This window comes from Delftia sp. JD2 (assembly GCF_001682645.1).
GTDB classification, from domain to species: Bacteria; Pseudomonadota; Gammaproteobacteria; order Burkholderiales; family Burkholderiaceae_C; genus Comamonas; species Comamonas acidovorans.
The window spans coordinates 98,607-111,546 of record NZ_LFJT01000018.1; the positions used below are offsets into that span (position 1 = coordinate 98,607).

The 12,940-nt window shown below is 69.0% G+C and carries 14 protein-coding genes; 5 read left to right on the top strand and 9 right to left on the bottom strand.

The annotated features are described in order from the left end of the window. Positions 1 to 53: 53 nt before the first annotated feature. From ACM14_RS12360 to ACM14_RS12375, 4 genes are all read right to left on the bottom strand, one after another. Positions 54 to 311, bottom strand: coding sequence for a SlyX family protein (locus ACM14_RS12360; protein WP_065346289.1), 258 nt, complete (start codon positions 309 to 311; stop codon positions 54 to 56). Then, complete coding sequence (locus tag ACM14_RS12365) at positions 308 to 1,504, bottom strand: PLP-dependent aminotransferase family protein (RefSeq protein ID WP_065346290.1); 1,197 nt, start codon at positions 1,502 to 1,504, stop codon at positions 308 to 310. Before ACM14_RS12365 ends, ACM14_RS12360 begins: the two co-directional genes overlap by 4 nt. A gap of 138 nt (positions 1,505 to 1,642) precedes the next feature. Further along, complete coding sequence (locus tag ACM14_RS12370; RefSeq protein WP_065346291.1) at positions 1,643 to 2,629, bottom strand: tripartite tricarboxylate transporter substrate binding protein; 987 nt, start codon at positions 2,627 to 2,629, stop codon at positions 1,643 to 1,645. 59 nt (positions 2,630 to 2,688) lie between these two features. Next, entirely contained in the window at positions 2,689 to 4,176 is a 1,488-nt protein-coding gene (locus ACM14_RS12375; protein ID WP_065346292.1) for an amidase, read from the bottom strand. Between the two features lie 115 nt (positions 4,177 to 4,291). Here ACM14_RS12375 and ACM14_RS12380 point away from each other — a divergent pair, with 115 nt between their 5' ends. Then, positions 4,292 to 5,200: a LysR family transcriptional regulator gene (locus tag ACM14_RS12380; RefSeq protein WP_013803186.1), complete on the top strand. Its 909-nt coding sequence runs from the start codon at positions 4,292 to 4,294 to the stop codon at positions 5,198 to 5,200. A 61-nt stretch (positions 5,201 to 5,261) separates the two neighbouring features. Here ACM14_RS12380 and ACM14_RS12385 read toward each other — a convergent pair whose 3' ends face one another. After that, the gene (locus ACM14_RS12385; protein ID WP_065346293.1) at positions 5,262 to 6,335 is read right to left on the bottom strand and encodes a YhcG family protein; all 1,074 of its coding nucleotides are present in this window, start codon (positions 6,333 to 6,335) and stop codon (positions 5,262 to 5,264) included. A 223-nt stretch (positions 6,336 to 6,558) separates the two neighbouring features. Here ACM14_RS12385 and nth point away from each other — a divergent pair, with 223 nt between their 5' ends. Beyond that, complete coding sequence (gene nth / locus ACM14_RS12390) at positions 6,559 to 7,212, top strand: endonuclease III (RefSeq protein ID WP_065346294.1); 654 nt, start codon at positions 6,559 to 6,561, stop codon at positions 7,210 to 7,212. A gap of 3 nt (positions 7,213 to 7,215) precedes the next feature. On the opposite strand, the gene ACM14_RS12395 is transcribed toward nth, so the two are convergent. Together ACM14_RS12395 and ACM14_RS12400 are read right to left on the bottom strand one after the other, a co-directional pair. Further along, positions 7,216 to 8,223 carry a tripartite tricarboxylate transporter substrate binding protein gene (locus ACM14_RS12395; protein ID WP_013803189.1) on the bottom strand — a complete coding sequence of 336 codons (1,008 nt, stop codon included), beginning with the start codon at positions 8,221 to 8,223 and terminating at the stop codon, positions 7,216 to 7,218. Between the two features lie 47 nt (positions 8,224 to 8,270). Next, positions 8,271 to 8,759: a DUF3237 domain-containing protein gene (locus tag ACM14_RS12400; RefSeq protein WP_065346295.1), complete on the bottom strand. Its 489-nt coding sequence runs from the start codon at positions 8,757 to 8,759 to the stop codon at positions 8,271 to 8,273. Between the two features lie 211 nt (positions 8,760 to 8,970). On the opposite strand from ACM14_RS12400, the gene ACM14_RS12405 reads away from it, so the two are divergent. Continuing rightward, complete coding sequence (locus ACM14_RS12405) at positions 8,971 to 9,759, top strand: helix-turn-helix transcriptional regulator (protein ID WP_065346298.1); 789 nt, start codon at positions 8,971 to 8,973, stop codon at positions 9,757 to 9,759. A gap of 9 nt (positions 9,760 to 9,768) precedes the next feature. On the opposite strand, the gene ACM14_RS12410 is transcribed toward ACM14_RS12405, so the two are convergent. Next, positions 9,769 to 10,776: a tripartite tricarboxylate transporter substrate binding protein gene (locus ACM14_RS12410; RefSeq protein WP_065346299.1), complete on the bottom strand. Its 1,008-nt coding sequence runs from the start codon at positions 10,774 to 10,776 to the stop codon at positions 9,769 to 9,771. A gap of 143 nt (positions 10,777 to 10,919) precedes the next feature. Here ACM14_RS12410 and ACM14_RS12415 point away from each other — a divergent pair, with 143 nt between their 5' ends. After that, complete coding sequence (locus ACM14_RS12415) at positions 10,920 to 11,825, top strand: LysR family transcriptional regulator (protein WP_026062687.1); 906 nt, start codon at positions 10,920 to 10,922, stop codon at positions 11,823 to 11,825. Here the strand turns inward: ACM14_RS12415 and ACM14_RS12420 are convergent. Continuing rightward, complete coding sequence (locus ACM14_RS12420) at positions 11,801 to 12,547, bottom strand: GNAT family N-acetyltransferase (protein ID WP_065346296.1); 747 nt, start codon at positions 12,545 to 12,547, stop codon at positions 11,801 to 11,803. The genes ACM14_RS12415 and ACM14_RS12420 overlap by 25 nt on opposite strands. A 105-nt stretch (positions 12,548 to 12,652) precedes the next feature. Between ACM14_RS12420 and ACM14_RS12425 the strand changes: the two genes are divergently transcribed. Beyond that, positions 12,653 to 12,940 (top strand): GntR family transcriptional regulator (locus ACM14_RS12425; RefSeq protein WP_139093414.1); only part of this gene is annotated, 288 nt, incomplete at its 3' end.

Sequence of the window (12,940 nt, forward strand, 5' to 3'; positions counted from 1 at the left end):
AAATGCCCAGGCAGGGGCTGGCCTGGGCATTCGCACGCAGCAGCCCTGCGCACTCAATAGTGCGGGGGCAGCTCGTCGCGCAGATGGGTCGCGCCGCCGGCGGGTCCGCCTTCGGGCACCCGGCGGCGCAGGTCGCGCAGCTCGTCAAGCAACCGGTCGATCTGCTGCTGCTGGCGGTAGATGGTCAGGTTCAGCTGCTCCAGCAGGTCATCGGTGTAGCTGGCCTTGATCTCCAGCTCCATCACGCGCGCCTGCAGGGCATCGGCGTCTGCGTGCCCGCCGCCATGTTCTGCGTCGTCAGCCACGCTCATGCCTTGAGCGCCTGGGCCAGGCGGGCGATGCCTTCGCGGATCTTGTCCTCGTCAGCCGTGGCGAACGAGAGGCGGAAGCTGGTGGCATCGGGGTTTTGCGCAAAGAACGGCGCACCCGGCACAAAGGCCACGCCCTGGGCAATGGCCCGCTTGGCCAGCTCACCGGCATCGGCCAGCGCGCCGCCCTTGCCGGTCAGGCGCACCCACAGGAACAGGCCGCCCTGGGGCTGCAGGAATTCCACGGCATCGCCGAGGTGCTCGCGCAGCGCATCGCCCATGGCCTTGGCGCGGCGCGCGTAGACCTCGCGCACATGGGCCAGCGTGGCGGGCATCGCGCCGGACTTCAGGTACTGCGCGGCCGTGGCCTGGGCAAAGGTGCTGGTGTGGGCATCGCTGAACTGCTTGCACATCACGGCGCGGCCCAGCAGCTCGGCCGGGGCCACCAGCCAGCCAATGCGCAGGCCGGGGCTGAGCACCTTGCTCAGCGAGCCGCAGTGCGCCAGCCAGTCGCGGCTGCCGGGCACCTCGCTGGACAGCGCCAGCAGGCTGGGCGGAGGCGCTTCGCCAAAATACAGGTCGCCGTAGGGATCGTCTTCCACCACCAGAGTCTGGTACTTGACGGCCAGCTCCAGCACCTTCTTGCGGCGCTCCAGGCTCAGCATGGCGCCGCTGGGGTTGCCGAAGGTGGGGATCAGGTAGACCAGCTTGGGGCGGTGCTCGGCAATGAGTTGCTCCAGCGCATCGACCTGGGCGCCTTCGGCATCGATGGGCGCGCTGATGACTTCGGCGCCGTACAGGCGGAAGCACTGGATGGTGGCCAGGAAGGTCGGGCCTTCCACGATGACCTTGTCGCCGGGGTTGATCATGGTCTTGCCCAGCAGGTCCAGCGCCTGCTGGCTGCCCGTGGTCACCACCAGTTGCTCGGGAGCCAGCTCGCGCACGCCCTTGCCGGCCATGAAGGCGGCGATCTGCTCGCGCAGCGGCTGGTAGCCTTCGGTCGCACCGTACTGCAGCGCGGCGCCCGGCTCCTGCTGCAGCGCAGCCTGGGAGGCGGCGCTGATGCCGGCCACGTCGAACATGGCGCTGTCCGGGAAACCACCCGCAAAGCTGATGATGCCGGGCTTGCCCAGCAGCTTGAACAGCTCGCGGATGGCGGAGGTTTCTACGTTGTTCAGACGGTCGGCGAATTGCATGGGCAGGAGTCTCTTTGTCGGTGCAATGAAAAGGCGAAGCCTGCATTGTCGCCAATCCTGCCGCAGCTTTCCTGCACGATTAGAAGCCCCCTGAGTCGATTCGCGCCCTGCCCCCTCTCTCCCGGAAGGCAGCTGCGTTCAATCCACCTTGATGTCGGCTCTGGCGGCCACGGCGCGCATTTGCGGCAGTTCGCGCTCTATGCGCTCCTGCAGCGCGCTGGCCGGACCCCATGCGGGCGACAGGCCGATGTCCACCAGCTTCTTCTTCATGGCCGGCTCGGCCATGGCGTCGGCCAGCGCCTTTTCCAGCTTCTTCTGGATGGGTGCGGGCAGGCCGGCCGGGGCGAGAAAGGCAAACCAAGTGTCCATGGCAAAGCCCGGGTAGCCGCTTTCGGCCACGGTGGGCACCTGGGGCAGCAGGGCCAGGCGCTGCGGGCCCAGCGCTGCGATGGGACGGATCTTGCCGGCCTTGATCAGCGGCGTGGTGGCCACCACCGTGTCCACGGCCACCTGCACCTGGCCGCCCATCAGCGCGGTGAGGCTGGGCGAGCTGCCATTGAAGGGCACATGCACCATGCGCATGCCCGTGGCGGTCTTGAGCATTTCGCCGCCAAAGTGCACCGAGGACCCCGTGCCGAAGGAGCCGTAGGACAACTTGTCGGGATCGGCCTTGGCCAGGGCCACGAGTTCGGGCAGCGTGCGTGCAGGCGTTTCGTTATGGGCCACCAGCACCAGGCCCATGTCGGCCACCAGCCCCAGCGGCGTGAAGCTGCGCAGCGGGTCATAGGGCAGCGGGTTGCGGATGGCGGGGTTGAGCGTCAGCGTGGTGCTGGCGCCCAGCAGCAGCGTGTAGCCGTCGGGCGGCGCCTTGGCCACCAGCGCGCCCGCCACCACCGTGCCTGCACCGGGGCGGTTTTCCACGACCACGGGCTGGCCCAGCCGCTCACCCAGCGAAGTGGCCAGCAGCCGGCCCAGGATGTCGGTGGCGCCGCCCGGCGCAAACGGCACGACCAGCTTGATCGGACGATCCGGGTAGGACTGGGGCTGGGCTTTGGCTGCGGGCAGCGCAAGTGCCGTGGCACCGGCCATCAGACACGACAGAAAACGGGAACGGGACAAGGCCATGGCGCGGATCTCCTGGGGGACGAGGGAACGGGAACCTGGGAAAACTCGATGCAGCGGTTTCAGTCGAGCAGCGGGCTGCGCACGCGCGAGAAGCCGCCGGCCTGGTCATAGGCATGGCCGATCTGCAGCACGGCCAGATCGGCCTGCGCCGGGCCGATGATCTGCAGCCCGGCAGGCAGCCCCTGCGGCCCGAAGCCTGCGGGCGCGGCCAGGGCCGGCAGGCCGGCCATGGTGGCGGGCACCACGGTCTGCATCCAGCGGTGGTAGGTGTCCATCTCGCGGCCGCCCACGGCATGCGGCCAGTCCAGCGCCGCATCGAACGGGAAGACCTGGGCGGAGGGCAGCACCAGAAAGTCGTAGCTGTCGAACAGGCGGCGCAGGGTTTCGTACCAGGCCGAGCGCACACGCGCCGCGTCATAGACAGCCATGGCCGGCAGCGCCAGGCCGCGCTCGATTTCCCAGAGGGCCTCGGGCTTGAGCAGGGCATGCGTGACCGGGTCGCGGTACAGGGCGGCGTTGGCCCCGGCCACGCTGAAGCTGCGCAGGTCGATCCAGGCGCGCCACAGGCGCTCGAAGTCGAAGGCCGGCACGGCCTCTTCCACCGTGCAGCCGATGGTCTTGAAATGCCGCAGCGCCGCGCGGCAGGTCTCCAGCAGGCCGGGCTCGGTGGGCAGGTGCCCGCCCAGGTCCCCCAGCCAGCCGATGCGCAGGCCCTTGCAGTCGCGCTGCAGCTGCGCGGTCCAGTCCTTGGGCAGCTCGCTGCGGCGGGTCAGCGGCAGGCGTGCATCAAAGCCTGCCTGCACGGACAGCAGCAGGGCCAGGTCGGGAATGTCCCGCGCCATGGGACCGGCCACGCTGAACTGCTGGAAGAACACCTCTTCCGAAGGGCCATGCGGCACGCAGCCCACCGAGGTGCGCAGTCCGTAGACATGGTTGAAGGCGGCCGGCGTGCGCAGCGAGCCCATCATGTCCGAGCCATCGGCCACGGGCAGCATGCGCAGCGCCACGGCCACGCCGGCTCCGCCGCTGCTGCCGCCAGCCGAGCGCGAAGGATCGAAGGCATTGCGCGTGGTCCCGTAGACCGGGTTGTAGGTATGGCCGCCCAGGCCGAACTCGGGCGAATTGCTGCGCGCCACAAACAGCGCACCGCCTGCGCGCATGCGCTCGAACACCACGCAATCGGTCTGCGAGACCTGGCCCGCGAAGATGGGCGATCCCTTGGTCGTCACCATGCCGGCCGCCGGCATGATGTCCTTGGGTGCCTGGGGAAAGCCGTGCAGCGGCCCCAGGCTCTGGCCGCGCGCCAGCAGCGTGTCCAGCTCGCGGGAGCGGCCGCGCAGCCAGTCGCGGTCCAGCGGAGATACCAGCGCGTTGACCACGGGGTTGAGGCGGTCGATCTGTGCGCAATAGGCATCCAGCACCTCCACGCAGGACAGATCGCGGCCCTGGATGGCCTTTGACAGCTCGACCGCCGACATTTCCACGACGCCACCACCCCCGGTGGCCAGATCCGGCTGCTGCGTTGCGGTGCTTGCGTTTGACTCCATGGATTTCCTCGTTTTTGTGACGGAACGAAGTCAGCATAAGCAGGCGAAATTATTTCGACAATCGCCTTTTTCTTGGCTTATCGTTGCGTTTTTCGCAAACCACGAGCAGGCCACCATGCTTTCCAACCGCCTACAGGACACGGCCCTGCGCTACTTTCTCGAAGTGGTGCGCAGCGGCTCGGTCAGCGAAGCCGCCACGCGGCTCAATGTCTCGCCCTCGGCCGTGAGCCGCCAGGTCGCCGGACTGGAAGAGATGCTGGGCGTGCCGCTGTTCGAGCGCCGCCCGCGCGGCATGGCGCCCAGCCCGGCAGGCGAGCTGCTGGCCGCCCATGCCCGCCGCGGTGCGCTGGAGGCCGACCGTGTGGTCTCCGACATCGAGGCCCTGCAGGGCCTGCGCCGGGGCGTGGTGCGCGTGTGCAGCTCGGGCGGCTTTGCCATCGAGTTCCTGCCACGCGCCATGGCGCTGTTCCGCGAGCAGTACCCGGGCATGCAGTTCCACCTGCGTGTGGAGGCGCCTGCCGCCGTGACCCAGGCCGTGCTGGGCGGCGAGGCCGATGTGGGCCTGACCTACAGCCGCGCGGCGGCACGTGACATCGAGGTCTGGCACCGCCAGGTCTCGCCCGTGGTCGCCATCATGCGGCCCGACCATGCGCTGGCCCGGCATGCCAGCATCACCCTGGCCCAGATGCATCCCCATGCCATTGCCCTGCCCGAGGACGCCAACACCGCGCGCCAGCTGTTCGACATCGCCTGCAGCCACCGCCGCCTGGTGTTCGAGCCCGCCCTGGTCAGCGGCCAGTTCGAGACCCTGGTGCACTTCGTGCTGCACGGCGGCGGCCTGTCGCTGGGCGGTGAGGTCACCATGCGCGAGCGCGTGCGCCGAGGCGAGCTGCATGCGGCGCCCATCCGCGAGCGCGGCATGAATGCGCGCGCCATCGAGCTGCAGACGCTGTCCGGCCGCACCCTGTCCAAGGGCGTGCGGGCCTTTGTGGAGCACCTGCGGGAACTGCTGCCGCCTGGGTAGGAGGAAGAGGGGGAACGAAGGAAGAAGAGGGGGAACGGGTCTCAAGCGCAGCGGCAGGCGCTCAGGCCGGCCCGCCTTCCAGCTGGCGCTGCGCCCAATGCCACTGCGCCCGGCGTGTGGCCTGCCGCAGCCGCTGTGCCAGCGTCTGGCGCTCAGGCAGGCCGGGCAGGTACTCGGCCATCTGCACGCCGCGCAGCCCCAGTTCCAGCAGCTCGATCTGCTCGGAGCTGTTGCCCGTGCACAGCACCATGCCCATCGGCGTGTTCTCGCCCTGCTCATGCTCATGCCGGTCCAGCCAGCGCAGGTATTGCTCCATCTGCTCCTTGTCCTCGGCCGTGAATTCGCCCACCTTCAGCTCCACCGCCACCAGCCGCCGCAGCTTGCGGTTGTAGAACAGCAGATCAAGGTGGAAGTCCTGCTCATCCACATGCATGTGCATTTGCCGCGCCACCAGGGTGAAGCCCGTGCCCGACCGCAGCAGGAAGGCCTCCATCTCGCGGATGATGGCGGCCTGCAGGTCGCCCTCCTGCCAGGCATCGTGCAGCCCCAGAAAGTCGAAGATGTAGGGATCGCGCATGAACAGCGCTGGCGACATGCGCTCGGTGCTGCGCGGCGTGACCGGCTCCTGCGCGATCAGCGCCTCGGCATCGCAGGGCAGCGCCAGGCGTTCATAGAGCTGGGAGTCGATACGGCTGCGCAGCGTGCGTGCGCTCCAGCGCTCGAGGCTCGCCATGCTGGCGTAGTACTCGCGCTGCACTGGGTCCTTGATCGCAATCAGCACGATGAAATGCGCCCAGCTCAATTTCCGGGTCGGCGAGATGACCAGGGGCTGGTCGGGAAACGCGGTGGAGAACTGCGTCATGCGCCACAGGTTCTTCTCCGAGAAGCTGCTGCCATAGTCCTGGACCAGATGACCGGCCAGCACCGGCAGGACCTCATCGCTGCAGCCTGCCTGCCGCACCTCGGATTCATGGCCATGGATGTGCTGGCCGATGTGCCAGTACAGCAGGGTGAGTTCACTGTTGACGTTGGCTGCCACGCGAAGCCGCGCGGCCTCGATCAGGTCCCGCACATTGCCCAGCAGGGCCTGTGACGATGCGAGCGCGGGAGAAACGGATATCTTGCGAGTGGCCATGTGGTCGCCCCCCTCCTGGTGGCGTGATGTCTGGTGTCGGCGGAATCGATCCGGCCGACTATTGCGATGCGGCCTTGGCCAGTCAACGCCGCATCTGCATAACCAGACGATCTGACCCTGGCAGACATGAAAAATCAGAACATTCCTAGAGCCTGTTACGCACTTTCAAATACCCGCGCTTGCATGACAATGCACGCCACATCGATGGATACGCGCCCCCACAATGAAAACCACCAGCATCGAACCCTTCTTCGCCACGCTCAAGGCCGCCAATCCCTCGCCCCAGACCGAGCTGGAATACACCAACGTCTTCGAGCTGCTGTCTGCCGTGCTGCTCTCGGCCCAGGCCACGGACGTGGGCGTGAACAAGGCCACGCGCAAGCTGTTTCCCGTGGCCAATACGCCCCAGGCCATCCTGGACCTGGGACTTGAAGGGCTGGAGGGCTACATCAAGACCATCGGCCTGTACCGCAGCAAGGCCAAACACCTGATGCAGACCTGCCAGATCCTGGTCGAGCGCCACGGCGGCCAGGTGCCGCGCACGCGCGAGGAACTGGAAGCCCTGCCCGGCGTGGGCCGCAAGACCGCCAACGTGGTGCTCAACGTGGCCTTTGGCGAGCCCACCATGGCCGTGGACACGCACATCTTCCGCGTGGGCAACCGCACGGGCCTGGCGCCGGGCAAGACGCCGCTGGCGGTGGAGATGCAGTTGATGAAGCGCGTGCCGCCGGCCTATGCCGTGGACTCGCACCACTGGCTCATCCTGCTGGGCCGCTACGTCTGCCAGGCCCGCAAGCCACGCTGCTGGGAGTGCGTGGTGGCGCCGTACTGCGACTACTCGCCCAAGACGCGTGCACCGGCTGCGGGCAAGCGCTGAGCCTCAATCGGCCTTGAACCCCGTGGCCGCCACGGCCTTGCCCCAGGTGACCGTGTCGGCGCGCATGATGCGGGCGAGTTCGTCGCCCGTGGTGCCCGTCACGCGGAAACCCGCCTCCTCCAGCCGGCTGCGGCTGTCGGGCTGCTGCAGGGCGCGCACGATGTCGGCCTGCAGCCTGGCCACGATCTCGGGCGGTGTCTTGGCGGGCGCGACCACGCCGAACCAGGAATTGAACTCCAGCGACGGATAGCCCTGCTCCCGGATGGTGGGCAGCTCGGGCATGGACTGGGTGCGCGTGGCGCCCGTGCTGCCCAGGGCCGTGAGCTTGCCGGCCTTGACCTGGGGCGCGGCCAGGGCCGCCGTGGCGAAGACGGCCTGCACGTCGCCGCTGAACAGGCCGCCCAGGGCATCGTTGGTGTTCTTGTAGTGCACGGGCTCGGGCTTGAGCTGCACGGCATTGCCGAACATGAAGGCGCCGAAATGGCCGGGCGTGCCGGCGCCGAAGGTGGCGATGAACAGCTCCTTGCGCTGGCGCGCCCAGGCCACGAAATCGGGCACATTGCGGGCCGGCACTTTCTGCGGATTGACCAGCAGCACGAAGTCGGAGGTGACGACCTGGCTGACGGGCACGAAGTCCTTTTGCGGGTCGTAGGGCAGGCGCTGGTAGGTGTTGGGGGCAATGCTGAGCTGGCCGGTCTCGCCCAGCATCAGCGTGTAGCCGTCAGGCACGGCGCGTGCCGCCTCGCTGGCGGCGATGAGGCCGCCAGCGCCCGGCTTGTTGTCCACGACCACGCCCAGGTTGCCCCATTGCTCGGAGAGTTTCTGCGCGAGCAGGCGCGCCACGATGTCCGGCCCCGTTCCCGCAGGAAAGCCGACGAGCAGGCGCACAGGCTTGCTCGGGAAGGCCGGCTGGGCGCCGACCACGGTCCAGGGAGCCAGCCCGGTGGCCAGCACGGCGGCAAGTGCGCAGGCCACGGCGGTGCGGCGCGACTTCGATGCCTGGTTTTTCATGTGTCTTGTCTCCTGCATTGTGGGTATCGAGAGGGGAAAGGCGCGGCTCAGAGCAGTTCGTGAAAGCGCATCTGCACGCGGTCGGGATGGCGCGCGCCGTTGCCGAAGAACAGGCGCTCGTTGATCCAGGCCAGCGCACGGCTGGCCGTCTCCATGCGGGGTGCGCAGCGGAAATAGATGTGCGCGGGGTCCACGGGCTCACCGCGCGCCAGCTTTGCCATGTGCGCCGGGTCGCCGCTGCGCAGCGCCTGGTTGCAGACATAGATCAGGTCGCCGGCATCGGTCTCCAGCACATAGCGCGCATCGAGCTCGGCCAGCCCGCCGTGCACGATGCGCTGGAAGTCCGCGCCTCCGGGCAGCACGCGCGCGCTCCAGCCGTCGCCCCGGGCCGTGCCGCCCAGGATGGGGATCAGTCGGCGCCCGCCGTGCGCCGTGGCACCGACCTCCTGCGGCGGGCCCACCTGCACGCTCAGGTCGGCGAAGAAGCGAAAGCACGGATCGGGCAAGGCCGCAAGCTGCGGCACGTCATCTGGCATGGTTCTGGGGCTCCGGTGGATGGAATCGGGACCTAGCATAAGCACCATTGCCCGGGCCGGCCGTCATCCCGGAAGATGACAACGCCCTGCCCGCCCCTGCCATCCCTTGAGACACTGGACCGCCCCCTCCGACACCCCTGACGCCAGCGCCCTGGGCGCCCATGCGTCCGGCCATGCGTCCGGCCACGTGCCCAGCCACGCCATCGGCCACATGGTCGCCAGCCTGGGCGAGCCCGGCTTCGCCCGGCAGGTGCTGGAGGCCATGAACCCGCTGCTGCCCGCCGCCTCCTGGTCGGTCTACCGCACGGGCCCGCGCAGCCGGCCGCAGCTGTTCCTGTCGGCCAGCAGCGAGGCGCGCGACACCACGCGCGACTGCTGGTGGGCCTATCTCTCGGGTCCTTATCTGCGCGACAGCACCTGGAACCACGGCGACGCCGGCCCGGCACGCAGCACGGCGCTGTGCCACATCACGGCCCAGGAGGTGGAGGGCGAGCACCGCGCCCTGGTCTACGACGCGCACGGCATGGCCGAGCGCGTGTCCATCGTCGAGCACCAGGACGACGGCGGTGTGTTTGCCGTCAACTTCTACCGCCACCAGCACCAGAGGGCACTGGGCGATGCGCAGATTGACCGCTTCGGCAGCATGGCGCCCGTGCTGCTGGCCCTGGCGCACAAGCACATCGCGCTGACGCAGGCGCAGCCCGCCGTGGTAACGGCCTTGGCATCGGCCCCGGCCCCGGCCACCCCACCCACCCAGCCCCGGCAGCGGCAGACACTGCCGGCCCTGCGCATGCGCCTGCTGCAGGCACAGCCCGACCTGACGCCGCGCGAACTCGATGTCTGCGCCCGGCTGCTGCAGGGCATGACGCATGAGGGCATTGCCTGCGACCTGTGCCTGAGCCTGCCCACCGTCAAGACCTACCGCAACCGCGCCTTTGCGCGGCTGGGCATCCACTTTCGCAGCGAGCTGTTCGCGCTGGCCATGGAGCCGCAGAGCTGAGGCCTTGCGTCAATCCAGCGATGCGCCGGACGCCTTGACGATGCGCGCCCACTTGGCGATGTCCTCGCGCAGCAGGGCCGCCATCTGGGCGGGCGGCACGGGCCTGTCCGCCGGCCCGGCCAGCTCCACGCCCGAGGCTTCGAGCTTGCCCCGCAGATCGCCGGCCGCCAGCGCACGCGCCATGCCGTCCTGCAACTGCGCCAGCACCGGCGCGGGCACGCCTTCAGGCGCAAACAGGCCCACCCACAGCGTGCCGTTGTAGCCGGGCACGGTCTCGCCAATGGTGGGCACATCGGGCAGCAGCGGCGATCGCGCCGCGCCGCTCACAGCCAGTGCGCGCAGCCGGCCGGCCTGGATATGGGGCAGCGTTGATGGCAGGCTGCCGAACAGCAGCGGCACCTGCCCGCCCAGCACATCGTTGAGCGCGGGCGCCACGCCCTTGTAGGGCACATGCTGCAGCTGGATGCCCGCCATGCTGTTGAGCATCTCGCCCAGCAGATGGTTGAGCGTGCCGTTGCCGGCCGAGGCATAGCGGAACTCGTCGGGCCGGCCCCGGGCCATGGCGATCAGCTCGGGCACGGATTTGGCTGCAAAGCCGGGATGGGCCAGCAGCACATTGGGCACGGAGCCGATCAGGCCGATGGGCCGGAAGTCCTTCACCGGATCGAAGCCCGGCTTGCGGTACAGCGCGGGGTTGATGGCCTGGCTGCTGCTGATGGTCATCAGCAGCGTATGCCCGTCGCGCGGCGCCTTGGCCACGGCCTGGGTGCCGATGTTGCCGCCCGCGCCGGGCCGGTTCTCGACCACCACGCTGGCGCCCAGCACCTCGGCCAGCTTCTGGCTCACCAGCCGGCCCACGATGTCATTGGTGCCGCCGGGCGCCTGCGGGACGATCATCACGATGGGCCGCGCGGGCCAGGCCTGGGCACGGCCCAGCAGGGGCAAGGCGAGTGCGGCGGCCAGCAGGCTTCGGCGGCGCAAAAGGCTCGACGGCAGGGGAAAGGAAGAATCCGGCATGGTCATGTCTCCATTTGTTCTTGTCGCAAGCCCGCATGGTTGCCCGTGCCGGGCCAGCGCACAATCGCGCATTTCCTGACCCGGCCTTCGGAATTGACAAAGCCTTGACCCAGCCCATGCCCTCTTCGCCTTTCATGCCCCTCATGCACTTCGACCTGACGGACCTGCGCCTGTTCGTGCATGCCGCCGAACTGGGCAGCCTCACGCGCGCCTCGCAAAGGCAGCACCTGTCCCTGGCCGCAGCCAGCCTGCGCATCAAGGCGCTGGAGGAGCAGGCGGGCATGCCCCTGCTGTACCGGGAGGCGCGCGGCGTGCGGCCCACGCCGGCCGGCGAAGCCTTCCTGCACCACGCGCGCGGCATGCTGCTGCAGTCCGAGCAGCTGCGCCACGACCTGCAGGAGTACGGCGCCGGCCTGCGCGGCCATGTGCGGGTGTTTGCCAACACCACGGCCGTGACCGACTTTCTTCCCGAGATCCTGCCCGCCTTTCTTGCCGACCACCCGCGCGTGAATGTGGACCTGCAGGAGCGGCCCAACGCCGAGATCGCGCGCGGCGTGCTCGACGGCCGGGCTGACCTGGGCATCGTGGCCGGCCAGGTGGATACGCTGGGCCTGCAGACCATCCACTTCAGCACCGACCGGCTGGTGCTGGCCACGCCGCGCGGCCACCGCTTTGCGCGGCGCAAGCGCATTGCGTTTGCCGAGACGCTGGACGAGGACGCCATCGGCATGCAGCAGGGCAGCACACTGCAGACATTTCTGGCAGGTGTGACCGAGCGCCTGGGCAAGCCCATGAAGCTGCGCATACAGCTGTCCAGCTTCGACGCCATGTGCCGCATGATCGGCGCCGGCGTGGGCATAGGCATCGTTCCCGAGAGCGCCGCGCGGCGCAACCGCGAAAGCATGGGGCTGGCGCTGATCGATCTGACCGACGCATGGAGCGTGCGCGAGCGCCGCATCCTCGTGCGCGACCAGGGCCGGCTGCCGCGCCATGCGCAGGCCCTGATCGAGGTGCTGCAGGCCTACTACGCCGCGCCTGCCGTCTCCTGAGCCTGCGGCGCACCCTGCTCCATCAGGCTGGACAGCGAAAGGACCTGCCCGCCGCCCGCATCGAAGTTGCCCGGCTCCAGCCAGCGCTGGTAGGCCGCGCGCAGCGCCGGCCATTCGCTGTCGATGATGGAGAACCAGGCCGTGTCGCGGCTGCGGCCCTTGTAGACCACGGCCTGGCGGAACACCCCCTCGAACTGGAAGCCCAGGCGCGCCGCTGCGGCACGCGACGGCGCATTCAGGCTGTCGCACTTCCACTCGTAGCGGCGGTAGCCCAGCTCGTCGAAGGCGCGCTGCATCAGCAGGAACTGCGCCTCGGTGGCCGCACGCGTGCGCTTGAGCTGGCGCGAGTAGCAGACAAAGCCCACCTCCACCACGCCGCTGGCCGTGTCCACGCGCATCAGCGCCAGCGAGCCGATGGCACGGCCCGTGGCCAGGTCGATGACGGCGTGGTGCAGCGGGTCATCGCTGGCCTGGGCGGCCTCGGCAAAGCGCAGATAGGCCTGGGCATCCGCGAAGGGGCCCACCGACATGTAGGTCCAGTCGCTGGCGTCCGGCGCCTGGCTGAAGGCATCGAACAGATCGGCTGCATGGCGCGCGGCGGACAGCGGCTCCAGCCGGCAGTAGCGGCCTTGCATGGGCGTGCGCGGCGGGCGCTGGCGCGGGGTCCAGCCGGGAAGGTCGTGGCCTACGGGTTGGGAGTGGGCGTTGAGTGCGGGGGGCATGGGAGATTCCTGGTCAGGTCATTTGGCAGGGCCACGATAGCGCTGGCGTGGCATCATTGAAAGCGCCATATCCCTCTTATTTCATGGTGCCACGCCACCCATTGCATGCACGCCTCCGACCTGCTGACCAGTCCCTTGCAATCCGGCCCTGGAGCGGCTCCCCGCCAGCGCCAACTGATCCAGCGCCTGAAGCAGGCCATCCTGGCGGGCCGCCTGCCGGCCGGTGACCGCCTGCCGGCCTCGCGCGCCCTGTCGGAGGATCTGGGAGTCTCGCGCAACACCGTGCTCATCGCCTACGAGCAACTGGCGGCCGAAGGCTATGTGGTCGCCGACCGGCAGGGCACGCGCGTGGCGGCTGTATCCACCCATTCCACGGCAGCCGCCGAGGCGGCC